Consider the following 25,753-nt stretch of genomic DNA (forward strand, 5'->3'; position numbering starts at 1 on the left):
CTTATCCTATTGAGGCGGAGTAGGTTTCATGGGTATGGCTGAATTCAGCAACCGAAACGTGAAAATTAGCGGTAGAGGTCACATCAAAACTGTATCGACGGCACGTTCGTCCGTACTGCCTTACAATGGCATCCATCAAACCCGGTACATCGTTAATATCACCGTCTTTCACTTTGACGCTCACAATATCCCAAGGGTAATAGTTCAGCCGCTCGTCGATTTCGATATGGGGATAGCCCAACTTATCGAACATATCTTCCCAACCCACTTCCGAGCCGCCGCCTGCCGCAAACGAGTAAGCAAAGTTCACTCGAATTCGGTATATCTGCTCGGGCTCTTTGGGTAAGCGTTCAATGTCACGCTGCCAAGCAATCAAATCGACAAACTCAATGGGCGCGACCATAGGATCGAGCTGCTGAAGCGGCCATTCCAAAATGGCTTTAATTCGGCTCCAATACCCCAACAGAGCATTGCCTAATTTGTAGAGTTCGCCTTTACCCATCCAGTGCTTGAGCGTTAAGTTAGGCAGATTCAATGTTCACCTCCAAACGGCTCATTCGTGGAACTTCCATTCCATTGGCAATATCAGCATTCTCAAACTCTATCGACTCTACTTCAGGGAACTGGCCGTGAAGTTCTTGCGCTAATTTAGAAAAGCTAAAGCGCGATGATGGTTTCGTTTTCGTCGCCTTGTAGTCGGTGTTCTGCCTAAATGCTGAACCAATAAATAAGCCAATATTTGTTTCTAGTTCTTGCCTTTCTGAACCTGTTAGCACTCGACCTACCCACGCTCTGCATGTCACATCAATGAGGTTACCTGGCATCGCATACACAAGAAGATCATCGCCGTGGCCATGGTTGCCATCACGATTGATATGATTATTTAAGTCACTGAGCATTTGAGAAGATGGCTCACCGGAATCCAACAAAATGAATGCGTTAGCTGAACCCGAACCGCGCGGTGCGTTATGTTCGAAGTAGACGTTTTCGCTATTAATACCCGCGCGGAGCATAAGCAAAGAACGGTACGCCGCATCGATATGCCATTTTGCTACGCCACTGAACTGGTTGCGAATGCGTACTCGAAGTTGATCATCACTCTCTTTGTCCGCCCCTGCTTCTATAAGCCAATCCGCTGAGTTAACGCCTTCTCCAATACCTGGCACTGCCGTGGCGAAAATATGGTAGTAACCTTCACCAAGATTAAACGCAGCGCCTTCATGTTCAGCTTCTACTTCGCCCACTACAGACTGCGCATTTTCAGGCAAGGTGGTATCTTCTTTTAAAATCACGCGATAAACCGTGCCGTTAATAGGGTCAGTCTGAATAAAGGTGCCTTTTGGAACCACAATGACCGGCCCCTTTGATGCAGCCCGATAGAACACCACTTGCCCCACCGCTTTCGTGGCAGGCTTTCGTAGTACATTGAATTGCCATGCCCATAAATCCAACCACTTGTCTTTTGCTGTTGCGACAAACATATTTGGCAGTATGTAACCCACCAAAAAGGTATTGATAAGCCAGACCGTCGGACTGATCACCATGGTTTCGATTAAGCGCCAGAACGGTGAGTACTTTGAATCGTTCGCAACGATACTGCCTTGTTTTTCAGCTTCTTCTTTCAGCACCGCTTTCCACTGTGCTTCTTCAAGCGGCAAACCCGCTTTTTGGGCCAGCTCGGTAAAATCTGGTTTAGGGATATCAGTCAAGGTTCACCTCTGCGCTTACGCCGCCAAACTCTAAGGTTTCTGCAAAAATATAAATTCGTCCGTCATCGACTTCTTCAATACGAACGGTTCCAGGCACCAATCGCACATCTTCTTCAACCAACAGCTCTAGCTGGGTTCGTGCATCTGCTTTTTTCGAAGGACTGCGCTCAGCAATCAGATACACCGCTAAATTGCTTTCAATGATGGCGTGTTTAATGTCTTGGGCGATCACGGCTCGGTCTTGAATCAATACCGGGTTACGGCCTGCATCAAGCACCACATCACCACTTTCAATTAGGATGTCTTGATAGAGATAGTTCGCCATTAGCCTGCCGCCATTTCTAGTTCACTCGCCATGTCTTGTGGGTCACTCATGTAAGTTGGATAAATCGCCACACCACCGTAATTGGTGGAACTGGTTTGATAGCTGGCGATGCTCTTGGCCGCGCCACCTGGCGGAATTTGTGCATGAGGGGTCGCGCTTTGCACTGACTTCGATTTCACTTGAATCGATTCATCCTCTCCACCGAAATCTGGAACCCAATCCACTAATCCTTTTAAGCTTTCCCAAATACCCGCTAATTTGTCGGTGAACCAACTAAACACGCTGCCGAAAATGTTGCGCATGTATTCGGCCATTTGCCCAATGAAGGCAAAGCCACTGGTATCTGTGAAGCCACTCATCACCCATTGCCAACCTGCCGATAGGAAATTGAATAAGGTTCGAAATGGCAGTGTCACCAGTCCTACTGCGCCGGATAATGAAGCAAACCACCATGTATCGGCCATTGCGGCTGTAAACATTTTCCAACCAAACACTAGGCTTTCAAATCCGTTCTTCAAACGAGCCACCATTTGCCCAATGAAGGCAAAACCACTGGTATCTGTGAATCCACTCATCACCCATTGCCAACCTGCCGATACGAAATTGAATAATGTTCGAAATGGCAGGGTGATTAAATTGATGGCACCTTCTAATATCTGGAACCAAGTTGTGTCACCAAACGAGGCTTTAAGATCATCCCAGTAATAAATCAGGGCACCCACGGCAGCGATTGCCGCAATGACGGCGCCAACAATTAAGATGATAGGGTTCGCAGCTATCGCAATGTTTGCTGCAAGCATGACCGCTCGTAGTCCTGCCATGCCTTTTGTCAGTAGAAAACTTACTCCCGTAAACAACTTCATCGTTAACATGTAAGTGGCCATTGCCTGTTTGCCTACGCCCATCATTAACGTAAATGCACCACCCGCTGCAGCCGCGGTTAAAATCCCTATCGCAGCAAAACCAATGTATTTGGTGAGGTTCGGGAACATCTCGGTCCATTCGATGATTTCCATACCACCATCAGCCAAGCTTGAAATCACCGGTAGCAGTGCCGGAAGTAACGCTGCACCAAACGCGGTGCGAACCGCAAATACCCCTTGCTCTAATCGTTCCCATTGGTCGGTCATGCTGTGCGCCATATTGACGGCAGTATCTAAATTCGCGGCATTGTTTAGACTGGATACATTGGACTTTAGATCGTTCGTTTTGCCGATTAAGTCCGTGATAACCAATAGCGCCTGGTCACTACCAAATGCCTTTTTCAGCTTGGCCATCTCCATCGAGTCCAGTTCACCGAACTCACTGCGAAGCTTGTTCATGATGTCGAACATGGGCAGCATCTTTCCGTTACTGTCAGTAAAGGAAATGCCCAGGTCATCTTGAGCTTTCACTACGCCACTCAAAAACGCTTTGTATCGAGTCCCCGCTTCACTGCCTGACATCGAGCCCTGCAACATACCGAGGATGGCCATTTGTTCTTCCATGGCGACGCCGTGAGTTTTACCCAAAGCGCCTACCCCTTTGAACGCATCAGACATGCCTTGCCCGTTGGTTTTAAATAGCTCCACTGACTTAGCAGTTTGCCCTGCGACACGTTCTGCCCAGTTATCTTTACCAATATCATCCGCTTGGTCTTTGAATACCGAGTACATGGTGCCCATGTAGTTAGTAATCGTGGCGGTGTCGGCTTTGGTCGCGGCGGCCAAAATAGCAGAGCTTCTTGTCACACCCGCTAGTTCATCACCGGTCATATCGCCCATCGCCGATTTAATATCGTAAGACGCGGCCACAAAATTCGTCGCGGACTTACCGTATTCAACCGAAAACTTCATAGCGGTAGACGTAAGGGTTTTCAATTGATCATCAGCCACACCCAGAGACTTTACTTCGCCTAGCGCTCTATCCATTTCAATCGCTGGCATCAACGCTTTTTGCAATGCGAAACCTGCACCCACCATGCCAGCCGCACCTGCCATCATGGTGTGAGTACCTTGACGATAGGTATTGGTGACATCATTCAGATGACGTTGAATATTGCCCAGAGGTTTTGAAATCTGGTCAATCAATCCAACTTGAAATCTGAGTGCTTCTGGTAACATTACTAGTTCCTGTTAACAAATAGGCTTATGCGCCAAACCCTTTCGCTACACCGCTAGCGGTGACAGCTTGCATGTTTTCCCAATGGTTCTTCTCTAACCAAATCGCGTAAGCAAGGTTCTGCTCAGTATCCGGCTCATTGGGTAGCCACTTTCGCCGCCACGCATACATCTTTTGCCTGTCGCTGCTTTCCACAGCAGCGACAAGCGCATCTATTTTTTTACTGAGATAGCGAGCTTAGGCGCGTACTCTTTAAGAACGGCGCCATAAATCTGTGTCGCCGCCCCTGCGTTGTTACTGGTAATTTCGCGCAACGCATCTTTGGAGTCTTCGCTAACACAGCTCATTAAGAAGTTGTGCGCCGCGCTACTCGCATCACCTTGTAGAATGGTGTTTTGTGCTTCGTCGTACTCGGCAGGGGTTGGGATAAATTCAATATCGGTATTACCGACAGTTAGTACAATTGACTTGCTCATTGTTGTGTCTCCTGTTCGTGCATCGCACGCCATTTAAAATATTCATCGGGTTGTTTTGCACACTCTCCGAGTGCGGCTTTTAAATTGGGTATGTCATCGGTCACCACCTCTGGCCAAGTACCGATCACGGTGGGTTTATAGCAAGGCTCGATCAAACCAGCAGGTGGCAGCTTCACGATCACTTCGGTTGCTGTCGTCTTAGTAGTGCTCGCGCAAGCGGTCAGTAACAGCGTTAGGAATAACGCATTCAATGCCTTCCATCTGTTGTTTGAGCTGCTGTACTTCATCTTCTAGTTCCTGACGCTGAATAATTTGTCGTTGCTTGCGAGCAACCAACACTTGGTTGATGTGCTGGTTATCCTGCTTGAGCGTGTTAATCGTGCGGTGATTGGTTTGGTTGTCCTGCTCTGCCTTATCTAACTTGATTTGAAGAAGATCTTGCTTGGCGTAACTCGCCTTAAGCGCAAACCCCTGCAGTACCAATAAACCAATGAACAACACGAGCCCGCCCCACTTAATCCACTTCCATGCAGCGAGCATGTTCCGCCCTCCGCCGTTTCACCAGACCAGGTAGCTTCTTCCCCGCACCATAAACCCATCGCGGCAATTGATTGCACGCTTGTTCATAACGACTCGCCAAGAGGTGGCTGTAAATGCGAGTTTTGGTGCCATTACGATTACGTTCAAAACGGGGGCATCCCGTGTTAAAAGCAAAAGAGACAAAGGCATCAAATTGGCCCTGAGATAACGCTACCCCCGACTGTTTCTCGGCTCTGGCAATGCAGCGCTCTGCACCTTGCAAGTTCTTCACCCAATCCTTAGCCACTTGGTTCATGGTAATAATGAGATCCGGCACATCGTGCGTATTGCCAATGCCATTGGTTGTTAAACCTGACGGGCAGGTATAAGGGTCTAATCGACACCCTTCCATATTGCCGACAATCGCTAGCCCTTTCGGACTGATACGAAGTTCACCTAGGGCTTCATTAGCGATAACTATTTGCCCTGTCGGTGCTACTGAATGGGTACCTAATGTTGCCCCGCCTGTAATTAAGGCGATAACCACACCAACCGAACACACTATCTTTTTAGCCAGCTTCATTGATGACTACTCCCTTTTCCTTGGCAATGCGCTGCATGTTGCGTTTATGCCAAATGTTAACCCCCGCCATAATTACCCCGAGCACGATAGAAGACAGGAAGTACCAGTGCTCCATCGTCATTTGGCTGACAGCGATACCGAACACAGAACACAAATACGCTATGCCTGCGGTGATTTTATCTAGCCAGTCGCGCATTCATCACTCCCTTGAGGATTGGCACTGAGTGCAGTATTGACACCCTGGCACTTTTTGACGGCGTTGCTCAGGGATTGGGTCGCCACATTCTTCGCAATCCTTTGCACTTTCCCGTTGTTCATTTTGCTTAGCCCTTGCCAGGTGGTTGGCAAGCGCCACTTGTGTGAATTGGGCTTCAAGGCCACTGGCATGGTCGATAACATCAGACATTACGCCTCCTATCTACTTAGCAAAAAGTTACTGAACCAAGTCTTCGGTTTCATCTGGTCGCAGGTATGGCACACCATTGATTTTGATGAAATCTGGGCTGGTCACTTCAAACGGCAACTTATGAACCAGTGCGTTGGCACCATTGGAATCCACATCAAGCAGATCAGAGATTTTGATACGACAACCAAAGGCTTCTACTTTCAATTCGTCTTTATCAATTTTGCCGTAGAACAGCGAATCAAAGTCCGGTAGTCCACGCCAAGAGCCGGCTTGTTTGGCTGCCTTGCTCATTTGGTTGAACTGCTGAGTGGTCAGCTCCATTTCACCGCTTGCTTCTACATCGCCATCTACCCAACCATCAGGTACACCAGAGGTTTTATTCACGGCTGAATTGTCGGTAATCGATAGGGTGACTTTTTGCGCTTTTAGCTTGTAGTCGCCCATTGAAAAGTGCATGTTCTTGCCAGAAATACGCATGCTCATTGGTTATGCCTCCACATCGGCAGGGTTAGAGAGATCAAGCCCAATGTTGACCACAATGTGTTTCGGGCAGTTATGAGGGCGAACCATTAAGCCAATGTTGACTTTGGTTTTGGTCATCCACTGAATGGACACATCTTCATCGCGTGGAGGCATGATTTCACCAGGGAACGGAATGCCACCAATCTCAGTGGTCTTGGACATGTCGCGCATGTCTTTACTGAAGTAAGTGCGGTTAAGCTCAATACTTGGTGGTGTCGAATTAAGGATTCGGTCAGCGATACGGCGAATCGCTTTAATACGAACGCGGCGGTTAAGCTTGTGAACCGGACGAACGTATTCAAGGTATTGGTAGTCGCCACCTTTGGCTTCTAGCGTGCAACCGTCCGTCCAGTACACCCCTTCCATATCCGCATACCATTGCGGTAATGAGTAACGGGCATCAGCTAATGCTGAAATAGTGCTCATCTCCAATGGCTTACCCGTGCTATCAATCGGCATTGCACCCAAGCCAAGTAAACCACCTGTTGCGACTCGCATTGGGCTATCAGCGACCGTGACCGCACGGTCACATAAACGGCCACCCAGAACACCCATGTTATTGGCGTTAAGCATTGGTACTGGCGTGACCATGTTTGCCGCCACATCTTTCACTAGGGCTAGCATGGCGGTTTCATAATCCGACCAGGTTTGATTATCTGCATCAATGCCAGGACACGCAGCCAAGAAGAACACCCAACGGCCAAGTTTGCTCGTGAGCTCTGTTGCTTTGTCTTGCATGGCAGTGAACTGCGCTTTGTCTGTCACCACATCAACAATGCAAACGCCTTCAAACGAATCCGTACGGTTGGCAATGTCTACGGCTTCTTGCCAAGTATCATCCACGGCCAAACCGAAGATGGCACCCGTCCAGTTTTGTTTGCCATTAAGCTGTGCAGCTTTGATGTTTGCGCCTAACACATCATCTGCTACCACTTCATCAAGGTTGGTCATGTTATTTACGCGCGTGACCTTACCTTGCAGTTCTGCTTTATCGGTGCGCCCGATGTAGAGCAAGTGGCGTTCTATTTCTGGTATCCCGCCTTGCCCTAAATTGAGGTTGTTTACCTCTACCTTTCCGGTTGCCATTGGTTGTTTCCTCGCTTATTTTCGCGTCTTGGCCTGCTCAAAAATGGTGATGAGTCGGCGGGTTACTTCGCGTTCTTTACTGCCTAATATTTGCCGTTGTGCTAACGGAATATCCCAAGCGGTCACGCTGGGCTGATTGCTCAGCTCTCGAATTATTTTTCCCGCTTGCCCATGGGTAACGGTGTCCATTAACAAACGAAGGCTTGGCTTTTTCCGCCCTTTGCCGCTTTTCCTTGATACCGTGTAACCCAGCTCCCTTAGCTTTCTCGCCTGTCCTTTGGAACAAGACGCTGAATAGTCTGGTGTTCCCCATCGCTTTTGCATTTGCCGTGCGGTCATTTTTTGCTTTTGACCCACATGGTGCCTGGCTGCAATTTTTGCGGTGAGCTTGTTATTCCAAGTTAGGTCTAGCCTGTTGGCGTTTCGTACATAAGGGGTTAACCCCTTCGCCATACGGCGCATCACTTTGCCGCGTTTCTTGCCTTTTTGGGGCGCAAGTGCTTTCCCGTGAATGTCTTTTTGTTGCTGGATCCGTTTACGCGTATTGGCTTTTTCCCAGCGCCCTAACGTTTTCAAAATCCAAATGCGCTTTTTAGGTGGAAGGGCTAACATGGCAAGCTTCTCTTGCATGTTGAGCACATCCCTTTTATTCGCACTAACCGTCGGTTTCATTCACCAACTCCGCTTCTTCTGCGGTGTAAATTTCTACAGCTTGAACTCGATATTTAATGCCGCGCCAGGTAATCATTCCGGCTTCTGAATCTGGTACTAGCTCGATAGGTTCCATCAACTCAAGCTCTATACTCACATCCGCCAGTTCACTACTGATCACATCGACCGACAGCGTTGGGTCTTCTAGTTCCTGTTCGTTTCGGTCTTCTTCATGGTCGCTTAACCAACAAGCAACCAAAGCTAACAAGCAACGTGGGTCTAACTTCTGGTGCGGGAATTCTTCAACCGAGAGCACCGCGTTGTATTTCCAATAACACGCGATATAACCGTTGTTCCCGCGGTCTTCACCACTTGGCACTATCGAACCGTTTTCTTGCCAAGCATCAATTTTGTTATTAAGCACATTGCTGTTTAGGTGGCTGACAATGTAACCCGTTAAATGCTCAAGCTTGGTTTTGTTATAAACCGTGTCACTCATATCGAACCAATCCCATTGGCGCTGCGGCCGAGTAGCAAACGCACATCATGGTTGCTTTGCGTAATGAAGCGAGCCTCTTGCTCTGGTTCATCAGTCGCTACGCTTTCACCTTCCTTTCGACGGTCCTGCGTGGCGAACTCCGGTAAAAGATCAGCATGAGCCAAACCATAAACTGCGCGCTTATATGCGGCTGTTTTTGCTGCGCTTAGTACTGGCGGGTTGCCATCAACCAACAGGCTTTCAAGTCGCTGCTGAATATTCAAAGCGGCAATGCTCACGGCAGCAGCCATAGAATCGTTATCAAAGGTGTGGGGAATACGGCGCAATTGGCGGAATTCATCGGTTGATAAATCCGGCCAACCTTCACCTGGTAAGGCGGCATTTACTGCGCTATTCACTTTCCCACCAAAGCTCATTTCGATTCCTTGCTTTCCAATTACGAAATAGGTGCGCCTCTAGCCACTGGGTCAACGAGTCACAATGAGCGTTTGCTATTGCACTCTTGCCAGCCGAGGCGCGGTGGCGTAGGAGTCCTTAAAGATTCGTACCGTCTCTAATGGCACGAATGCGTTGTTCGATTTTCTTTATCTGCGTACCCACACCCACTTTGCAGTGCTTATTGTGTGCGTGTTGAAGTAGGCCCAAAGCCTTTTCCAACGTTTCCAAATTGCCAACTGCAGTGGCTTGCGGTTGGCCGTCTTCATTTCGAATCAGGTGTAAGCCTGCGAACTTGAACCATTTAGCTTCAACTTTTTCATGCAGCCGCCACTCTTTATTAACCTTCTCAAACACCTTGGAGAAATACGGTTCAATTGAGTTACCACGCTCTGATTCACTTTCAGCCCACGCTAGAACTTCATCAGCACAAAACGTCGGCCAGTCACGACGGAAGTTTTCTGGTGTTGGCAGGTCACGTTCTATGGCCGTCATGCACCAATCAATCGCAGTATCCAACTCTTTAATATCGAATAACCAAATCACTAAATTGGTAAAAATTGGGTTTTCAAATTGCTCACCACTTTCTAGATAGGCTTGAACATACGGTTTGTATTTCGGTACCAACACATTGCGTTTATGCTCAACACGATCAGAAATCGCATTGAAAGAGCGCAAATACTTACGGTCTTCTTCGAAGTCAATCAGCTTAATGTGCAAGCTATTGGTGTCTGCACCAGAAACAACCTCCGGTGCAAACTGACTAGCCTGTTTTTCAAGAATTCGCTTACGTTGTTTCGCTAATGAGCTAGCCATGACTTACCCTTATGCCGCGTCGGCAACAGTTACCGCTTCGATAGCAGCAAACTTGTTTAAATTACCCACTGCATAACCTTCCATACGAATATGGTTCTGCTTGAAGCGAAGTTCATCATCATCGTTCTTTTGCTTGCGCCACTGCGTACCCTCTTGGGTCAGGATTTGCAGGTTCTTGGTATTAGTCACCCAAATTTGGGTAGCGGGGAAGAACGGTGGCGTATACGCTTTTTTGCCCGCGATGGTTTTCGCTAGGGATTGCGCCGCTTTATGCTCGGTTGGTGAATCCGCAGATTCCAACAACCGATGCTGCTCGGCTGCTACCAAGTCTGAACCGACCAAAACTACTAGATCAGGGTCTTGACGATGCTCTGGTGCAATCGTGGTGTTGATGAGGTCTTGAACCAACGAATCAAGGTTTTTATACGAATCTTGCACGCCACCCGTAGGATCTAAATCAGCTGACGCTAACACTTGTGAGGCTTTCTTTTCCTTCACAATTTTGAGCCAACCTTTGTTTACATCTTGTCCAAGTGGGTTTGCTTGCGGGTCTGTGACCACCGCTGCAGATGTACCATTGAAACCGATACGAAGCATATCTAACGCAAAGCGGCGTGAAATCGCATTTTGCATCATCTTCAACCACTGATTTTTAGAACCAGAGTTCGCCCATTGGGTCATGGTTTCCCAAAGAATATGTGCGCCTGAATCTGTTTTAACCAGCTCATAGGTGTTGCCACTTTGGCCGACTTCAACACTAAAGCGCCTGCCATCACCACGGCCTGTTGAAAGGCCATCATCCCCCACATCAACCACTTGCCCTTTAATTTGCTGAACAGGTAACAAAGAGACCATGCCAAGAAAAGCATCAGACAGCATGATGGCTTGGCGAAGCTTCGTTTCCATTGGTGGCGTAAGGGAGAACATACCAGCGCTAGTCGATGCTCCAGCACTCGCCAGCGTAGCGGCAGAGAACTCTTGCAAATACTTGGTAGAAATTGCATTTAACATTTAAAACATCTCCTTGTTAGAGAATTTCTCATCAGAGCCTTCACCGCCAGGCTCTTGACCAGGTACCTCTTGCGAAAGCGCGTTGAACTTGGTTTCGAGTCCAGACACTTTTTCTAAAAGTGGACTGAGCTTTGCGTCTAACGCTGCAGAAAACTGCTCTACTGTTGTGCCTTCTGGTTTAACTTCTGGCTTTGTTTCTGGCTCAGATTCTTGCTTACTAAACTCTTGCTTGAGTTCGTCGGTAAGTTCGGTTTTTAGCTCACCTTTAAAAGCACTAAATTGCTTTTGTAGTGCGGCTTGTAGTTGCTCTTCGGTCACGTCGCTATCCTCTGGTTGCGATGAATTCTCTGGCCTATCTTCGCCAGAGGAAAAGAATTGATGGCACATCGAGAAAAATCGCTCACTGCGGGTAAAGCATTCATCAAGATTGATTTCTTCAAGGTGGCTACACTCAAGGCGAGTGGTTTCGCCTTCTTTACGGGAGAATTGAAGTAGCGAAGTACCTGTGGATGCTGGGGAGTCAGTCGCAGCTAGGCCCATTAAGTAACAACGCCCTTCGCCCTTGTAATCAGGATTTGGCTCAATAGAAGTGAATAATTTTTGTTTTTTACGGTTGGCTTCAAGCATGTAGTCATTAGGCTCTAGCTTGGCAAAAAGACGCATTTTCCCGTCCTTTTCTTCCGCTTTAAGCTCAACAACCTTGCCCCAGTTTTCACCAAACCCATAAAATCGACGGTGCTCTGGCCAAATCAATGCAGGATATTCGTCAAGTGAATAGCACTCCGCCATTTGGGTTAGCCATTCACGGGTAATTTTTCGCCCATCTACGGTTGGCCCTTCTGTCGCTACGATTTTCCAGTCACTCGTCTTTGGCATTTGCGTACTCAAATTCGTTGTTCACATTTTCATTTGAGCCAACAATACGCCTTTGAATTGTTGCTTTCAGCCACTTCAATTCCGAGAAATTCGGATTTTTCGCGTATCCGAACTCATCCGAATTTTGGTTAGTCATTTGCGTATTTTCAGCGCGTATGATGCGGCTATGGCATATTCAGATGAAATAAAAGAGGCCGCGAAAAAGCTTTATTTACGCGGAGTACCTCCAAAAGAAATCGCGGTGCAACTTAACTTAAATAGTGACCGCATCATTTATACCTGGGCGGAGAAATTCGGCTGGGCTTTGTTGTTAAACGAACTGTCTGTAGAGGAAATGATTAACCGCCGCTTGGCCGTGTTAATTGATAAAGACGAGAAAAGCGATCAGCAGCTTAAAGAGATGGATAAACTCATAGACCATCACGTCAAACTGCTCAAAGCGAATGCCGATGCAAAAGCCAAAGCAGAACGAATGCTTTCGCAAAGCAGCTCAAAGGCAAACCACTCCGGATCATCCAATAAAAGCAGTAATGGTAATGGCGGAAGTAAAAAGAAAGGAAAAGGAAAAAACAACATCGAACACCTTGGTGAAGGTGACTTTGTAGACTGGCATGAATCATTATTCGAATACCAACACACCATGCGTAACAACATCAAGCAGCGTATTCGCAACATCCTTAAGTCGCGCCAAATCGGGGCAACATATTACTTCAGTGGTGAAGCACTAGAAGACGCTATCCTAACGGGCGACAACCAAATATTCCTTTCCGCTTCTCGCGCTCAAGCAGAGGTTTTCCGCAGCTACATTATTGCTATTGGCAAAGAGTTTTTAGACATCGAGTTAACCGGCAACCCTATCATTCTTTCTAATGGTGCTGAACTTCGCTTTTTATCAACCAACAGCAAAACCGCCCAGAGTTACCACGGCCATGTTTATGTGGATGAATATTTCTGGATACCCAAGTTCGACGAGCTGAACAAACTCGCGTCAGCAATGGCAACACATAAGAAGTGGCGTAAAACCTACTTTTCTACACCATCGTCAAAAATGCACCAGGCTTACCCATTCTGGACAGGTGACCAATGGCGCAAAGGCAAAGAATCTCGCGAGAAAATTGAATTTCCAACGTTTGAAGAATTTCGCGACGGTGGCCGACTTTGTGACGATAAACAGTGGCGTTATGTCGTCACCATTGAAGATGCCGCCAACGGTGGCTGTGACCTATTCGACATTGACGAACTGCGTGAAGAATACAGCCAAGACGACTTCAACAACCTATTCATGTGCATCTTTGTTGATGGTTCACTTTCAGTATTCAAGTTCTCAGACCTTGAAAAAAGCATGGTTGATGCCGACCACTGGCAAGATTTCAAACCAAACAATAAACAGCCCTTCGCCCACCGTGAGGTTTGGTTGGGTTATGACCCAAGCCGTACTCGAGACAATGCGTGCTTAGTGGTCATCGCACCACCTGCCGTCGCAGGGGAAAAATTCCGCGTACTAGAAAAGCACTACTGGAAAGGGCTCAACTTTCAGTATCACGTTTCTGAAATCGACAAAGTCTTTCAACGTTACAAAGTCACTTACATTGGCGTAGATACCACGGGCATTGGTGGCGGTGTTTGGGACTTAATCTCTAAAAAACACCCACGTGAAGCGCACGCCATTCACTACAGCAACGAAAACAAAAACCGTCTCGTCATGAAGATGATCGACATTGTAGAAGCTAAGCGGCTTCAATTCGATGCTGAACACAAAGACATTGCCATGGCATTTATGGCAATTAAGCGAGTTCCAACCGCCAGCGGCAATGCAATGACATTTAAAGCAGAGCGTAGCCAAACCACAGGCCACGCCGATGCATTCTGGGCCATCTCTCACGCCATTATTAATGAGCCGTTAGACCATTCATCACCAACTAAATCAACTTGGGCGACTGCAGCATGACCGAGCAAACCGAAACACTAATCAAACAAGAAGAACAAGCACCTGAATCTGTCTATCACATCGACTCTGCATCAGAAGCCATTGATAGCAATAGTTGGATGACCTCCTACTCAGATTTGTTTTACAACGATTCAGATAATTACTGGGAACCTCCCATTTCACCAACAGGATTGGCTGATGTGGCCAGAGCCAATTCTTATCATGGTTCTTTGCTAATCGCTCGAGCTAACTACGTAGCAGGACGGTTCCAACAAGGTGGTGCAATTCGCCGTCGACATGTTCAAGCATTTTGTCGTGATTACTTCACCTTTGGTCATGCTGGGTTCTTAAAAATTCGAGATGGTTTTAAGCGCGTGGTGCGGTTACATCCATTGCCAGGTATGTACCTGCGTAAACGTAAAAATGGCGACTTCATCATTCTAGAACGCGACAACCAACAGCGAGAATACCGCAAAGACGATGTGATATTTTTACCACAGTATGATCCCCAACAGCAGATTTATGGTTTACCCGACTACTTAGGCAGTATCCAAAGCAGCTTATTGAACAAAGATGCCACGCTGTTTCGCCGCCGTTATTACAAGAACGGCGCTCACATGGGCTTTATCTTTTACGCAACAGACCCGAGCTTAAGCGAAGCCGACGAAGAGATGATGAAGGAGACCATTGCCAGCTCTAAAGGCGTGGGTAACTTTCGCAGCATGTTTGTGAACATCCCGAACGGCAAAGAGAAAGGTATTCAATTGATTCCGGTAGGAGACATTGCCACTAAAGATGAGTTCGAGCGAATTAAGAACATTACCGCACAAGACATTCTGGTAGGCCACCGATTCCCAGTTGGCAAAGCAGGCATTATCCCGCAAGGCACAACCAGTTTAGGGGACCCGATCAAGATTGGCAGCGAATACGCCAAAGATGAAATCATTCCTGTTTGTGAACTGATTATGGATGAAGTGAACAGTGACCCAGAGATACCTAGGTCACTGAAGTTAGAGTTTGATAAAACAATGGCCGTCAACACGGGTTAACAGTTTTTAAGTCGTGCTCCACTAACGTCTAAACTTCCAATACGTTCCATCTTGGGTTTGTATTTCGGTCAAACTCGCTCGGTCAGACGCCCTCATACTATGATGAAGAATATTAAAAATGTCAGAAATAACAGGGCGTTCTTCAGCGTAATATGAATGGTCTAGAAATCCAGATCCTACATTAGTCGCATCGATGGTTTCAACTCCATCTAAAACCACTAAATTGGCTCCCGCATCACCCGCTCTTGGGTAGCCGGCATGCACTTCACGCGATACTTTAAGTGGTATATCTTCGGATGAAGCATATAGCGTTATTGGGGTATTCGACTTAACCATCTCAGGGACAATATCCCTCTTAAATACATCAGCGTCTATATCTGGCGCCGCTAGGATAACTTCCCGAACCTTACCTGAAAATTCAGGGTTACTCCTCATCAAGTCAACATAAGAGCGAGTGAGAGCCCTATTCCCCATACTATGGGCAATCAAATAGATATTTTCAGCATCAGACTTTTCAACAACATCTTTCAAGAACGCCGTAATATTTGTTTGAGCCCACTGGACATTCACCTCATCTGACGTGTACTTCAACATTTTCCCATGTGAAGGCCAGCTATAAAATACCGCTGCTCCATCGAAGCTCAGGTCATAAACCATCTGGGCAGTTCTTCTCGCGGCATCTGAAAACGTCACATTGTAGCCATGCACATAAATGAGCAAATCGTTGTCACGTGATACTCCTACTCTACCCTTTAATCGTTCAAAATAGTCTTCTTTTTCCGACCGGAAAATAGTGTGTAAAATGACATGCTTATCTGGATTTTCAAAGAATTCTAACTTCCACCATGTGGGTGATTCTAATTCACCAATTTTATGATCTTGGGGAATAGAGACTGCAGCAATTCCGTAGGTCACATCCGCACGTTTAGCACCATAATATTCGTAAACGTCTTGTTCATTATCGATTGCACGATCTGTAGCAAAGAAAACATCAACCATAGTATATGACTCGTCATCTTCACTGGGTTCACGGGGTTCACTTGGTAGCATTTGCTCTGTAGAAGCACACCCAAACATCACCATGGATACTACCAACATCGCTATTAGCTTAAAATTTTTCATACCTTCAATTCTAATTACTAAACAAGTTGTACATGTTCTTATAGGATAGTTTTAACGACTTTCCTTACCTTTTTATTAATAGTGTGATGTTCAATTACCTAAGACGTTACTCGCAAATATCGCCTCTTATCTCATACTAATCTTCCAACTAAATTTGCTTAAATAGCGACATGAATACAAAAACCGAACTGCTCACCCTTATCAAATTCGTAAGAGCTGAAAAACCAGCTTTAGACCACTTCACTAGCACATTGGAAAAAACAGTCAAAAAAACGCCTGATGATGAAATTGATTTTCACAGAATGAACGACCAAAGCCTGCCCGATATCCTGTTCATTCTGGCGCTGACCAGTGAAGACGTTCTTTCTCAGTATTCCCGTATTTTCATTAATTTAGCGTCACATGAAATAGCCAACATTTACCGCCCAAACCTGGCATTTTCATCGATCATACACCCCCATTAAACCTGTACAAAAGCACAGTATTTAATCTACTATATCAAGGTCAGTCAGCGAGTTAGGTTAAGTATGCGAGTTTATTGCAAATGCGGTGAACGCGCGATTGTTAGCAGAAGCAAAGCAGCGGATGCAAATTGCGCGGAGTTATCTTGTTCATGTTCAAACCCAGATTGCGGCCACACCTTTGTAAGTGCGCTAGGGTATAAACATTCTTTAAAGCCTTCAAAGGTTCACCTAGGGATTGGTGCAGCCAGCAAGCCTCTGTTTGGTAAAGTATTTGGTACCCGTGTTTTTTGTGGTTGCGGAGAACGGGCGGTAATCAACAAAACCAACCGCCTATCCAATGACTGCGCAGACCTTTATTGCGAATGTAAAAACCCTGAATGTGAACATCAATTTGTGATGTCGTTATACTTCAGCCACACATTAAGCCCATCATCAAAAACAACACAGCAACTGGCTAATTCATTGGTAAAGGCTCTGCCCCCAGAAAAGAGGCAGGAGCTTAGTCTTCAGCTATCGATGTTCTAATTACAACCTAAACTCAGGGCTTTCTACCTCATCGGCCATTTCAATTATCGATTGAATGGCTTTTGTTTTTTCAGCATCAATTAAGTGAGGGTACTTCGCCACTAATCCTCTCATCAATAGTACTCCCGCTTCAGCACGCCCTTCCGCAGGCATACTCACTGAAACACCGTCAATGATCACATCAAGCGCCAATTGAAATAGCTTTTTTTCTTCTTTCATATCAATACCCTTACCAACGACCCTACAAATATACTGTATATTCATACAGTATTCTATAGGCGTTTTTTGACTCACTTCACTCATCTTCTTTTTCCTTGTTTTTTTCCATACACAAACACAGTAACAAATTCGGTCTGAAACCAATTGATCGCTACTTGACGTATTTTGTTTGCAGAACCAAATATGTTATGGCGCAATTGTGCTTAATAAAAAACTGAATGAGTGGAGGGGGATTGGGAAGGAGAGTTAACTTAATAATCTACTTTTCTTTCATGGTGTCAATCATTCATTTTTGGTTTAAATGACCTTATTGACACTGAGTTATTTTATTTATATTAATCAATATCTTAAAAACTATCAGACTATTATTTCTTTCGTATTTGTGATGTTAGACGATGACGGTAATGCACTACATTCTATGAGTTGGGCTTACCCCTTCATGTCTTTATAAGTTCTCACTGATGACACAAGTGAATCAACATTTTCACTAGTCAACGGAGGTAGTGTTCTTCTATTTTCAGCAATAGTAGTCGGCATAAGAGAATCATTTTTTAATCTCCTAACAACCATCCAGTCTCTTTCTAATTCATCGAATTTGTCTTCGTAGTGCAGCTTTATAATCTGTATAGCAGTGTCTACTTTCGTTACAGAGTCATCTTCTCTTAAAACCAGCTCTAGGGTACGGAGCGTTTCAATTTCAGACTTGAGGAGGCTTAGCTGAGAGTTCAAGCTAAATTCAGTGGTGGAAACCTGGTGTTTAACCGCTTCCATTTGCTGTTTTCTATACTTTGAGATTTCTTGATCAAGTGCGACTTTCGCATTGTTAAATTGATTTTTGACTGCGCTACACTGAGATTTCAATTCTTTAATTTGATGTTGAAGCTGATGTGTCTGTTGCAGATAAGCCCTAACCTCCTTTTGAGATTCAATATTTCGTCGTAGGTTGTTTTCGTATTTTTTGACCTTATTTTCAACTTTAACTTTGTGCTTCTCCCAGTCAGAGTAACATCTTGATAGCTTATTCACTGACTGACTGAGCGTGTCCCGTTTAGCTTCCAACTCTCTACCACACTCGCGCAAATACCGGAGCTGGCTACCCTGCTCAGAGATATGTTTTTGGTTTAACGCTGCAAGCTCTTCAGCAAAAATTGATAATGGGTTAATGGATAGACAGTGAACCGTCGCTTGGTCGATCAATGCTCTAACTATCTCTTCATCTAAATACTCCACTCCCTCAGGGAGACGAGTTGGTAACACTATTTCGATTAGGTTTTCTCTTTGCTTTCGATAGAAGGATACCTTTTCTTTTTCGCATTGATGACTCACACAAATTTCAACTAAGAAACGTTCACCATCAACTGAAGTACAGACAAGATCTGGCCGATATAGACCATCAAACACTTCTTCTTCAACTTCCGAGAATTCAACATCAATATAGTGACTTTGCCCATTCAACGTTAAGTGTCGAAACTTGATTCTTCTATCCTTCTTAATCACTTCTTTAGCAATTAAATGAAGCTCGGTCTCTCCTGACCAGGAACAAGCTTGCGTACTAACATGCGCAAAACTCCATGCAATACTACCCTGGCGAGCAAGAACTGGCTTATCACACACAATACAATTGCAATCACATTTAAGTCCGTTATCAGCATCTTTGATGGAAATGACATTACCTGTCTTATCGACAGCACGAGTCATTAATAGATGTCCTAACTTCGTTTCCTTGTCCATTCCCCACCTTCAGATATTAATAAGCTCAAACACGGAGCGTATTGCTCAACTGATGTTAACATAGCATCGGCACCAACGTTCCTTGCTTATAATCAAGAAGTTCCTGATTCCATTTATCTATCTGTTCTTGTTCTGGTTCATCAGGAACCGTGTAACGGTCTGCTAACGAACGCCAATAAGCCTGCCGATCTTTAAACCGAATGTAGTGTTTTTTATAGAACTCATTGGCATCCTGCTTTATATCGCACATATCAATGTCGGAACATTTCAAACTCCAACCACGAGCACCTGCAGCCCAAAGCAGAAAACTGTCCATTTTAGATTTCGAATTTTCTCCATCAAATGAAATGCAGAAGCGATTTGCACTGCTGACGTGTACGCCGCGCTCTCGAACCGTTTTACTTATCTTTTGCGCAGTTTTCTCCAAACGGATAATTCGTTGGTAGAGCTTGTTCTGATAAACGTCAGGCTTTTTTTGTAGCTTTGCAATTGACTTGGCTTTAATAGCTTGAGCTTTTTCAGTGTTCAACTTTCTGATTTTGCGTTGTAGAGGCTTCTTCCACTGCTCAAGCTTAGAGCCCATTTCTCGGATAATAGCTGTCATATTATGAGTTTCAAAAGCGGCAAGGCACTCCCAACCCGGAGCGCGTGAGCACCTAGCTATGTTATAGCGATTCCCACGTATCAATCCTTGGTCAGCATTAGCACCTTTCGCTGCATACCCAACAGCTTTGATGATGTACGAACTGGCTGCGGTCGGTTTCCGAATTCGCGCCAACTGAGCAAAACCATGCCCCCAAATTTTCTCAAGCCGTTTCGCCCAAGGACTAAACAACGGTTCGGGAACCGACCACCGCAATAGCAAGTGAACATGTGGGTTTGGTTCTCCGTATTCATTTGCGGGACACTCCGCTACCCAGATGTAATGAAAATCAGCGGGTGTGATAGTTGGTCCCTCAGGTGAAGGCTGCACATGCATAGGAACTTTGTGATTTTTGAGATCACTGTACTTAGCTCCCGAGTCCGCATCTATCTGGGTAGTGTGGTCTGCAACCCAACCCCGCTGATACATTTTCTTAGCCGCATCCAGAAAGCGAGATACTTCTTTTCCTATGCTCGTTTCAAGAGTCTTTTCCATAGTGAATTCTTGCTCTGGCTTTTGCTTAATATCGCAATAGGGGCCAGCGATAACGCCACCACGATTCATTGTTTTGGGATACGGCGTATCCTTGGAAGGGACGGTACAATACTCTCCCCCAATCTCAGTAATTGAGTCCCAAATTTTCTTTTCACCGCGCTTTGGATGAGCCGTAACCATGTTGCGCCTGTAGCGTATCGGGTGATGGGAACCCATAGTGTTGCAATCAACCTCATCCACCATGCCTCCAAACAGTTCAAGTCGCTTCCTTTGGGAAAACGTTAATGTAAGGAAAGTAGTGAAGCCTCCATGACAAGCAGCCGTATAGGCTCCGGCCTCGAATATTCGACTCACCGCTCGGGGGTTAAGTTTGTCAGTGAACCTCACTCCGACATTTTCAGCCGGGGCATTACCTGATGGCGTTTCCGTAATGACCTGCAGTTTGTATGTCTCGTTCCAATCTCTATGCATGAGTTGCACAGATGTTGGTACTTTGTCAGGTTCACCTCTCGCCTTCTTACCATTTTGATTCAGGATAGACGCCCTATTTTGCTCCGTAGAGCGGTACAGGATGTCCTCATTATCATGCGCTTGCGTTGACGCCAAAAGGATTGTGCCGGAGCTTCTCTCCCTCAAAGGGCGCAGCAATCGGCTAATTTTCTTGAAGTTATCAACCCTATGTCGACCTGTCGGACTTTTGCGCCCCTTGACTAGCCTATACTCTTCGGCGATTCTCGCCGCCGCTTCGCGGAGGGGTTTGGGTGTATGATTCACCTTGTTAAAGAAGTCCGTTCTTCTAATAAGATCAACTTCGCGCTTCGATTTTTTATTAAGAACACGGTCATAAATAGGGATTTTCTTAACCACTCCACTATCCAAAATCGCTTGTTCTTGGTCGGTATAAAGTTTGGAACCAAAAAAACCAGCATTATAGCTGGCATCATTCTTTTTGATTCTATCAAGGGGCATTACTGCCCCTGCGACAAAAGTGAGGTCGTTACTGGTAAGTGCTTTACCAGTTCTCCCCTTCTCTGGTTTCAATAACATTGATATCCCAAATTCCATCTTCCGCACGTAACGCCACATTGAAAAAGGCATGCTTTTGCGAAATTTCTACGAACGAATAAACATTCGATTCAATTTCATCAAGTACGAAAACCCGCTGCATGTATTCGTTGCCAATCCCGACCGCTACTGCGCAATCGGGATTATTTTCCTTCACGTCTAAAAACGTGTCGTCTTGAGCAGGCTCCAGTTCATACTCATCGACTTCAAATTTAAGAAGAAGGTCGCTTTCTTGGCATATGTCTGCCAAGACACTTTGTAATTGCTTTAACTTTTCGTTCATACAATGCTCTCTGTTTAGATGTAAGATTAATCTCGGCACCTCTATCGGCGCCCTTAACTAATCGCATTGTTGCATATTCTCGTATTTTCATACTGCCTCCAATTCCTGAGTTGTGACCAACATAAAACCGCCCTTGCCTTCAACTTGTTTCAACACACCTTTAGTTAAGTGAGTACAACCAAGTTCGAAACAAGCTTGGTCAATAGCTCGTTCCATCGATTCAAAATCACCAACCAAAACATTGGCAACTTCTTGCGTTTGTTCATGGCGAATAACTCCTCCATCTGGACAAAGCATTATTGCGGCATATTGCATAGCGTTCCCCTATTCCCCAATCGCTGCCAAGCAGTACTGCTCGAACTGAAAAAGTGCCTCATCATCCCAGTGGCCTAAGTCACGTAGGGCGAGCATTTCAATAAACAAGCGGCGGTTGTTCATATCTAGCTGTGACCAATGGTGTAGCTGTGGTTTCGCGTTTTCACTTTGGCAAGAGCGATACCAGCTCACGTAGTGATGAGCAAAGAAGACACAAGCGCGGTCGCCTTGCATGGCTTGTTTGATGTCGGCCAACACATCTTCTTGTGGTCGATGGGTTTGAACGGGGGTGAGTTTCTTCGCAATGGCGTCGAGTTGAATGAGCATTTCATGTTGTTGCTCAGTGCTGCTTTTCTCGAACCTTGCCGAAATTTGCTCAAATGACGTGTCAAATAGATGGATTTCAAAATCACTCATGATTTCACCTCTGCTTTTGCTTCGGCTTCTTCACGGGCTTCAATGATCAGCTCTGTTAATTGGCTTTCAATAGACAGCAATTGTTCCAATATGTCGCTTGCTGACATTTCAACTTGTGCAACCAACAGAACTTTCATGGGTAGTTCGCAGGTGTCATAAGCCGCTAGTCTGTAGTTGTTATATTGGCCGCTAAACTCGGTAAAGACATGAATCACATCCGTGTTCGCCATCGCCAACACGTTAATGGCGTGAACAATGTCGAATACATCGCGCATATCTAAACTCACGTTCACTGCTTGGGCATTATTCCCAACACCTTCTGCAGATTGGTCATGCTCGTCGAAACCGCATTGAGTGAGTAATTGCTTCGGCACTAGCCAACTTAAAGCAAAGGTTAAACGTCGCTGGCTGCTTAACATCACGTCGTGGATTTCCCGCGACTGACGCAGCATGTCGCTTGCCTCCTTGTGATACTTCTCCGCTAATGCTTGGTCACTAACTGGCGGGATTGGTTGTCTTGGTCTGTGTCGATATTTTGGGTCTGTCATCTTCTATGCTCCTACGCTAAGACGAAAAAAACGCCCCCTTTCGAGGGCAAAGGACACTGGCTAGGGTGTTAATGGGTACTGCTGAACTGGTAGTGTTTTAGGCGGCGGACATCGCCGAGTTTCTTATCAAAGCCCACCACGATTTCTTTTAGGCACTGCATTCCGGTGCGGATTTTTTGCAGCTCTAAATCATTGAAGGATTCAAAGCGTCGTTGGTAATCTTTGGCGGGTAAGCCGCCAGCAATCAGCACTAAGCCACGAGTTTTATCCGGCATATTGTTGAACACCTTTTTCAACTTACGACGCGTCGCTTCACCGTTAAAAAGGGACTTACAAGCCGCAATACTTTCCATTGCATTGGGGGCTGTGGGCTGCGCTATTTGCTGTTGTTCAATTTGTTCTCTCGCTAACTGGGTCATCATGGCTCCTTAGGTTAAACCTGGGATTGCTGCACCGTTGGCAATAAAGTCCACGCCCATGCTTAACATTGGGGAAACGCCAGAAGTGCGGTTTTCGATATCGTTGATAAGAAGCACAAGGTTGCCGATGCCAGCTTGTGCTTTTTTAATGAGTGACTGTTTATGAGTGCGTGATAAGCGTGGGCCGTTGCCGTGCTGCAACGCCCAAGTAGACAGTTCGCCAGCGTTGGTACTGTGCGTGAGCACTCTTTCTACAATGCTTTGCGCTTGTTCGGCGCTTTCAATGGGGGCGGTGACAACGTCTAGCCCAAGCAAAAGACTATTGATAAGGGTGTAGTTGCCGCTCACTTTAGAAATGGCGATCAGTTCTACGGGTTTTAGAACATGAGGCTGATCAGGATTCAGCTTATTACGCAGCATACCGGGCTGCATTTTTAGCTTTCTAGCTATCGCTTCCATGTTCTCTTGTCTCGCGAATGAGAAACAAGCCTCGTCAAATGACTTTTGTTTGGACTCACAGAATCCGCACATTGAGTTGTTTACGTCCATAGCTAATACTCAAATGAAGAAGAAAGGGACGAAAACGAATAGCCAACCAACGACATTGAGCCAAGTTGGGCATTCGTTTGGATAGCTTTCTTCCCAAGACTCACTTTGCGATTGGTGCAAAGTGGGTTTGGTTTTAAGGATGGTAAGAAAGCTCATACTTCTTGCTCCGCAGAACGCTCGAATACTTTCACTAAGTTGATGAGCACAGAGCCTTTCTCGCCATGTTTAGGAAGAATTGGGATTTCGCCACGGGCTATTGCTCTATCGAGTGACGATGTAGACCAGCCAGTACGTCTAATAAACTCTTTTTTCGTGCAAAAAGGTGCGTCTAACGCTATTTGAAGACTTGCCATAAGTGGTATCCTATTCGCTTAAAGACTATTCTTGATGCTTAATGGTGGTACATGACAGCATCATAGGTAACTTTCACAATCATTATTGATCGCAAATGAATACATTTACAAGAGTCTTTTGACCATATTCATGCGGTTTTATAGAGATCTGAATCACAGTTCAAATGATTGCAAATGAATACAAAGTGAGACAAATGACTAGAATTCCAGCAAAAGTAGAGCCTTTTGAATACCTTAAGGGTCGAGAGTTTACGGATAAGCTGAGAGAAGTAACGGAATGCCCTCAGTACAACCAACTTGCAGATTATTTTGGTGTCCCACGCTCAACCATTCTTACTTGGCACCGCCATGATAGGACTCCTTTTGAGCTTATTGTAAGAGAACACCTCCACTCAGGAGCTTCGGTTAAATACCTTGCGCTTGGTGAAGGCAAACCTTTCCCAAAAGAAACCGACGACGTTGCGAAGGGAAATGGGTTCGTCAAACACGGACTAGTTAACGGTCAGCTTCTTGAGAGCGGACAAGTAGAAATTGGTCATGCTACTTTGGCCGATTTTGGGCTTGAAAAGAGTGCGCTCATTGTAGTAGAGCAAGATGGGAGCAATCACTTCATTAGCACTAGCGAAACGCACCCAACAGCAGGTAGTTACCTCATTGATATCGACGGCTCGCTATCGATCAATCACCTGCAACGCTTACCAGGCAAAAAGCTGGCAATAGCGTTCGGTGAATCAACCGTCGAAGTTGCAGAAGAAGACATAAAAGTTATAGGCCGAGTGGCTATGGAAATGAAGAAGAAATGAATCCAGTCCTCGATAAAGTAACCGACCCAACGTTCACCAACTCAGCAAAAGGTTTGATGACGCTATTCTGTATTGGGTTGGCGCATATGGTGTTGGGCGTAGGTTTAGAGGATGTAAAGATAGCAATCCCTTGGTTTCCTACCATTAATTTTGAAAGCCCTCAGAACCTAATTTATCTCTACTGGGGGCTAGTATGGTACGCCATGTATCGCTATGTTCTTGAGCATGCAACCGTGTTTAGAAAACACTGGTTCAATGCTTTAGCAAGTAGTTTAGAAATAGGCAAAATAGGCGAGTCTTTTGTTAGACAATCCATATTTATTAGTAAAGATCACTATTACGTTAATATTAGAACAATTGAAGATCTAGCAGTACACACCATCGACATAAATACATACCAATACGATGAAACAGAGTACTCCTCAGAGTTAGTTTATAGTTTCAGCTTTAGGTTCAATGGCAGCTATCAATTCGAATCTATCAAAAGTTCTGAAGACCTAATACATAGAATTCCCGAAGCGGTTTCGCGTAAGAGAGCACTGGCAAAAAAATGGGGATTAAAACCCGACTCAGACGAACATCACGTTACCTATCGATCATATAAAATCACTAGTGTTAGATATCGAATGCGGTTGCTGTGGCTTAAGTCTAGCCACTACCTAAAAGAATTTCTTCGAAATGGCGAAGTGTTTGATCTTTCGCTACCACTGATTTTTAACATGGCTTTGTTTTCGGTTTGGGTAATTAACGAACTACACATTCTAAAATGAAAAATGGTAAACACTCAAAATAGAGTTGTACCTGAAAATCCT

General features: G+C 45.5%; 37 protein-coding genes. 6 read left to right on the plus strand and 31 right to left on the minus strand.

Annotation, left to right across the window (positions count from 1 at the left end; translation table 11 throughout):
- Position 1: 1 nt before the first annotated feature.
- The 19 genes from M9196_RS13305 to M9196_RS13395 all read right to left on the minus strand — a co-directional run bounded on the left by M9196_RS13305 (position 2) and on the right by M9196_RS13395 (position 12,014).
- Entirely contained in the window at positions 2-535 is a 534-nt protein-coding gene (locus tag M9196_RS13305; RefSeq protein WP_250618011.1) for a hypothetical protein, read from the minus strand.
- Complete coding sequence (locus M9196_RS13310) at positions 522-1,709, minus strand: baseplate J/gp47 family protein (RefSeq protein WP_250618012.1); 1,188 nt, start codon at positions 1,707-1,709, stop codon at positions 522-524. The genes M9196_RS13305 and M9196_RS13310 overlap by 14 nt, the downstream gene beginning before the upstream one ends.
- On the minus strand, positions 1,702-2,034 hold the full coding sequence (locus M9196_RS13315; RefSeq protein ID WP_250618013.1) for a DUF2590 family protein: 333 nt from the start codon (positions 2,032-2,034) through the stop codon (positions 1,702-1,704). The genes M9196_RS13310 and M9196_RS13315 overlap by 8 nt, the downstream gene beginning before the upstream one ends.
- A complete protein-coding gene (locus M9196_RS13320) occupies positions 2,034-4,136 on the minus strand; it encodes a phage tail tape measure protein (RefSeq protein WP_250618014.1) in 2,103 nt (700 codons plus the stop codon). The genes M9196_RS13315 and M9196_RS13320 overlap by 1 nt, the downstream gene beginning before the upstream one ends.
- A gap of 25 nt (positions 4,137-4,161) precedes the next feature.
- Positions 4,162-4,305 (minus strand): DUF6890 family protein, encoded by a 144-nt coding sequence (locus M9196_RS13325; RefSeq protein WP_250618015.1) that lies wholly within the window; start codon positions 4,303-4,305, stop codon positions 4,162-4,164.
- A gap of 41 nt (positions 4,306-4,346) precedes the next feature.
- Positions 4,347-4,610 carry a putative phage tail assembly chaperone gene (locus M9196_RS13330; RefSeq protein ID WP_250618016.1) on the minus strand — a complete coding sequence of 88 codons (264 nt, stop codon included), beginning with the start codon at positions 4,608-4,610 and terminating at the stop codon, positions 4,347-4,349.
- Positions 4,607-4,786 carry an Rz1-like lysis system protein LysC gene (gene lysC / locus M9196_RS13335; RefSeq protein WP_250618017.1) on the minus strand — a complete coding sequence of 60 codons (180 nt, stop codon included), beginning with the start codon at positions 4,784-4,786 and terminating at the stop codon, positions 4,607-4,609. Before lysC ends, M9196_RS13330 begins: the two co-directional genes overlap by 4 nt.
- Positions 4,787-4,808: 22 nt before the next feature.
- The gene (locus M9196_RS13340) at positions 4,809-5,150 is read right to left on the minus strand and encodes a hypothetical protein (protein WP_250618018.1); all 342 of its coding nucleotides are present in this window, start codon (positions 5,148-5,150) and stop codon (positions 4,809-4,811) included.
- On the minus strand, positions 5,125-5,712 hold the full coding sequence (locus M9196_RS13345) for a lysozyme (RefSeq protein ID WP_250618019.1): 588 nt from the start codon (positions 5,710-5,712) through the stop codon (positions 5,125-5,127). The genes M9196_RS13340 and M9196_RS13345 overlap by 26 nt, the downstream gene beginning before the upstream one ends.
- Positions 5,699-5,908, minus strand: a complete 210-nt coding sequence (locus M9196_RS13350) for a phage holin family protein (RefSeq protein WP_250618020.1) — start codon at positions 5,906-5,908, stop codon at positions 5,699-5,701. Before M9196_RS13350 ends, M9196_RS13345 begins: the two co-directional genes overlap by 14 nt.
- A gap of 3 nt (positions 5,909-5,911) precedes the next feature.
- Positions 5,912-6,118, minus strand: coding sequence for a TraR/DksA C4-type zinc finger protein (locus M9196_RS13355; protein ID WP_250618021.1), 207 nt, complete (start codon positions 6,116-6,118; stop codon positions 5,912-5,914).
- A gap of 27 nt (positions 6,119-6,145) precedes the next feature.
- Positions 6,146-6,601, minus strand: coding sequence for a phage protein (locus M9196_RS13360; protein ID WP_250618022.1), 456 nt, complete (start codon positions 6,599-6,601; stop codon positions 6,146-6,148).
- A 3-nt stretch (positions 6,602-6,604) separates the two neighbouring features.
- Entirely contained in the window at positions 6,605-7,726 is a 1,122-nt protein-coding gene (locus M9196_RS13365) for a DUF2586 domain-containing protein (protein WP_250618023.1), read from the minus strand.
- A gap of 15 nt (positions 7,727-7,741) precedes the next feature.
- Positions 7,742-8,398, minus strand: coding sequence for a virion morphogenesis protein (locus M9196_RS13370; protein ID WP_250618024.1), 657 nt, complete (start codon positions 8,396-8,398; stop codon positions 7,742-7,744).
- On the minus strand, positions 8,382-8,876 hold the full coding sequence (locus M9196_RS13375; RefSeq protein ID WP_250618025.1) for a phage tail protein: 495 nt from the start codon (positions 8,874-8,876) through the stop codon (positions 8,382-8,384). Before M9196_RS13375 ends, M9196_RS13370 begins: the two co-directional genes overlap by 17 nt.
- Positions 8,873-9,292 (minus strand): head completion/stabilization protein, encoded by a 420-nt coding sequence (locus M9196_RS13380; RefSeq protein ID WP_250618026.1) that lies wholly within the window; start codon positions 9,290-9,292, stop codon positions 8,873-8,875. Before M9196_RS13380 ends, M9196_RS13375 begins: the two co-directional genes overlap by 4 nt.
- A 118-nt stretch (positions 9,293-9,410) precedes the next feature.
- Positions 9,411-10,127, minus strand: a complete 717-nt coding sequence (gene gpM, locus M9196_RS13385; RefSeq protein ID WP_250618027.1) for a phage terminase small subunit — start codon at positions 10,125-10,127, stop codon at positions 9,411-9,413.
- A 9-nt stretch (positions 10,128-10,136) separates the two neighbouring features.
- On the minus strand, positions 10,137-11,138 hold the full coding sequence (locus tag M9196_RS13390; protein ID WP_250618028.1) for a phage major capsid protein, P2 family: 1,002 nt from the start codon (positions 11,136-11,138) through the stop codon (positions 10,137-10,139).
- A complete protein-coding gene (locus M9196_RS13395; RefSeq protein ID WP_250618029.1) occupies positions 11,139-12,014 on the minus strand; it encodes a GPO family capsid scaffolding protein in 876 nt (291 codons plus the stop codon). It lies immediately after the preceding gene.
- A 166-nt stretch (positions 12,015-12,180) separates the two neighbouring features.
- Here M9196_RS13395 and M9196_RS13400 point away from each other — a divergent pair, with 166 nt between their 5' ends.
- Together M9196_RS13400 and M9196_RS13405 are read left to right on the plus strand one after the other, a co-directional pair.
- Positions 12,181-13,962, plus strand: coding sequence for a terminase large subunit domain-containing protein (locus tag M9196_RS13400; RefSeq protein WP_250618030.1), 1,782 nt, complete (start codon positions 12,181-12,183; stop codon positions 13,960-13,962).
- The gene (locus M9196_RS13405) at positions 13,959-14,990 is read left to right on the plus strand and encodes a phage portal protein (RefSeq protein ID WP_250618031.1); all 1,032 of its coding nucleotides are present in this window, start codon (positions 13,959-13,961) and stop codon (positions 14,988-14,990) included. The genes M9196_RS13400 and M9196_RS13405 overlap by 4 nt, the downstream gene beginning before the upstream one ends.
- 21 nt (positions 14,991-15,011) lie before the next feature.
- Here M9196_RS13405 and M9196_RS13410 read toward each other — a convergent pair whose 3' ends face one another.
- Positions 15,012-16,112, minus strand: coding sequence for an alpha/beta hydrolase (locus tag M9196_RS13410; RefSeq protein ID WP_250618032.1), 1,101 nt, complete (start codon positions 16,110-16,112; stop codon positions 15,012-15,014).
- Positions 16,113-16,282: 170 nt separating this feature from the next.
- Between M9196_RS13410 and M9196_RS13415 the strand changes: the two genes are divergently transcribed.
- Both M9196_RS13415 and M9196_RS23740 read left to right on the plus strand, forming a co-directional pair.
- Positions 16,283-16,576, plus strand: coding sequence for a hypothetical protein (locus M9196_RS13415; RefSeq protein WP_250618033.1), 294 nt, complete (start codon positions 16,283-16,285; stop codon positions 16,574-16,576).
- 63 nt (positions 16,577-16,639) lie between these two features.
- Complete coding sequence (locus M9196_RS23740; RefSeq protein WP_406707686.1) at positions 16,640-17,101, plus strand: ogr/Delta-like zinc finger family protein; 462 nt, start codon at positions 16,640-16,642, stop codon at positions 17,099-17,101.
- Here the strand turns inward: M9196_RS23740 and M9196_RS13430 are convergent, their stop codons facing one another.
- From M9196_RS13430 to M9196_RS13480, 11 genes are all read right to left on the minus strand, one after another.
- The gene (locus tag M9196_RS13430) at positions 17,102-17,320 is read right to left on the minus strand and encodes a hypothetical protein (RefSeq protein ID WP_250618034.1); all 219 of its coding nucleotides are present in this window, start codon (positions 17,318-17,320) and stop codon (positions 17,102-17,104) included.
- A gap of 429 nt (positions 17,321-17,749) precedes the next feature.
- Positions 17,750-19,051, minus strand: coding sequence for a hypothetical protein (locus M9196_RS13435; protein WP_250618035.1), 1,302 nt, complete (start codon positions 19,049-19,051; stop codon positions 17,750-17,752).
- A gap of 55 nt (positions 19,052-19,106) precedes the next feature.
- Entirely contained in the window at positions 19,107-21,236 is a 2,130-nt protein-coding gene (locus M9196_RS13440; protein ID WP_250618036.1) for a hypothetical protein, read from the minus strand.
- On the minus strand, positions 21,202-21,537 hold the full coding sequence (locus tag M9196_RS13445; protein ID WP_250618037.1) for a hypothetical protein: 336 nt from the start codon (positions 21,535-21,537) through the stop codon (positions 21,202-21,204). The genes M9196_RS13440 and M9196_RS13445 overlap by 35 nt, the downstream gene beginning before the upstream one ends.
- Positions 21,538-21,624: 87 nt before the next feature.
- Positions 21,625-21,852: a hypothetical protein gene (locus M9196_RS13450; RefSeq protein WP_250618038.1), complete on the minus strand. Its 228-nt coding sequence runs from the start codon at positions 21,850-21,852 to the stop codon at positions 21,625-21,627.
- A 9-nt stretch (positions 21,853-21,861) separates the two neighbouring features.
- A complete protein-coding gene (locus M9196_RS13455; RefSeq protein ID WP_250618039.1) occupies positions 21,862-22,269 on the minus strand; it encodes a hypothetical protein in 408 nt (135 codons plus the stop codon).
- Positions 22,266-22,817, minus strand: a complete 552-nt coding sequence (locus M9196_RS13460) for a hypothetical protein (RefSeq protein ID WP_250618040.1) — start codon at positions 22,815-22,817, stop codon at positions 22,266-22,268. The genes M9196_RS13455 and M9196_RS13460 overlap by 4 nt, the downstream gene beginning before the upstream one ends.
- 68 nt (positions 22,818-22,885) lie before the next feature.
- A complete protein-coding gene (locus tag M9196_RS13465) occupies positions 22,886-23,236 on the minus strand; it encodes a hypothetical protein (RefSeq protein WP_250618041.1) in 351 nt (116 codons plus the stop codon).
- 9 nt (positions 23,237-23,245) lie between these two features.
- Positions 23,246-23,785: a phage regulatory CII family protein gene (locus M9196_RS13470; RefSeq protein WP_250618042.1), complete on the minus strand. Its 540-nt coding sequence runs from the start codon at positions 23,783-23,785 to the stop codon at positions 23,246-23,248.
- Between the two features lie 9 nt (positions 23,786-23,794).
- A complete protein-coding gene (locus tag M9196_RS13475; RefSeq protein WP_250618043.1) occupies positions 23,795-23,941 on the minus strand; it encodes a hypothetical protein in 147 nt (48 codons plus the stop codon).
- On the minus strand, positions 23,938-24,138 hold the full coding sequence (locus M9196_RS13480; RefSeq protein ID WP_250618044.1) for a Rha family transcriptional regulator: 201 nt from the start codon (positions 24,136-24,138) through the stop codon (positions 23,938-23,940). Before M9196_RS13480 ends, M9196_RS13475 begins: the two co-directional genes overlap by 4 nt.
- Positions 24,139-24,332: 194 nt before the next feature.
- Here M9196_RS13480 and M9196_RS13485 point away from each other — a divergent pair, with 194 nt between their 5' ends.
- Both M9196_RS13485 and M9196_RS13490 read left to right on the plus strand, forming a co-directional pair.
- Positions 24,333-24,941 carry a helix-turn-helix domain-containing protein gene (locus M9196_RS13485; protein ID WP_250618045.1) on the plus strand — a complete coding sequence of 203 codons (609 nt, stop codon included), beginning with the start codon at positions 24,333-24,335 and terminating at the stop codon, positions 24,939-24,941.
- A complete protein-coding gene (locus M9196_RS13490) occupies positions 24,938-25,711 on the plus strand; it encodes a hypothetical protein (protein WP_250618046.1) in 774 nt (257 codons plus the stop codon). The genes M9196_RS13485 and M9196_RS13490 overlap by 4 nt, the downstream gene beginning before the upstream one ends.
- Positions 25,712-25,753 lie beyond the last annotated feature (42 nt).

The organism is Vibrio methylphosphonaticus, assembly GCF_023634655.1.
GTDB classification, from domain to species: Bacteria; Pseudomonadota; Gammaproteobacteria; order Enterobacterales; family Vibrionaceae; genus Vibrio; species Vibrio methylphosphonaticus.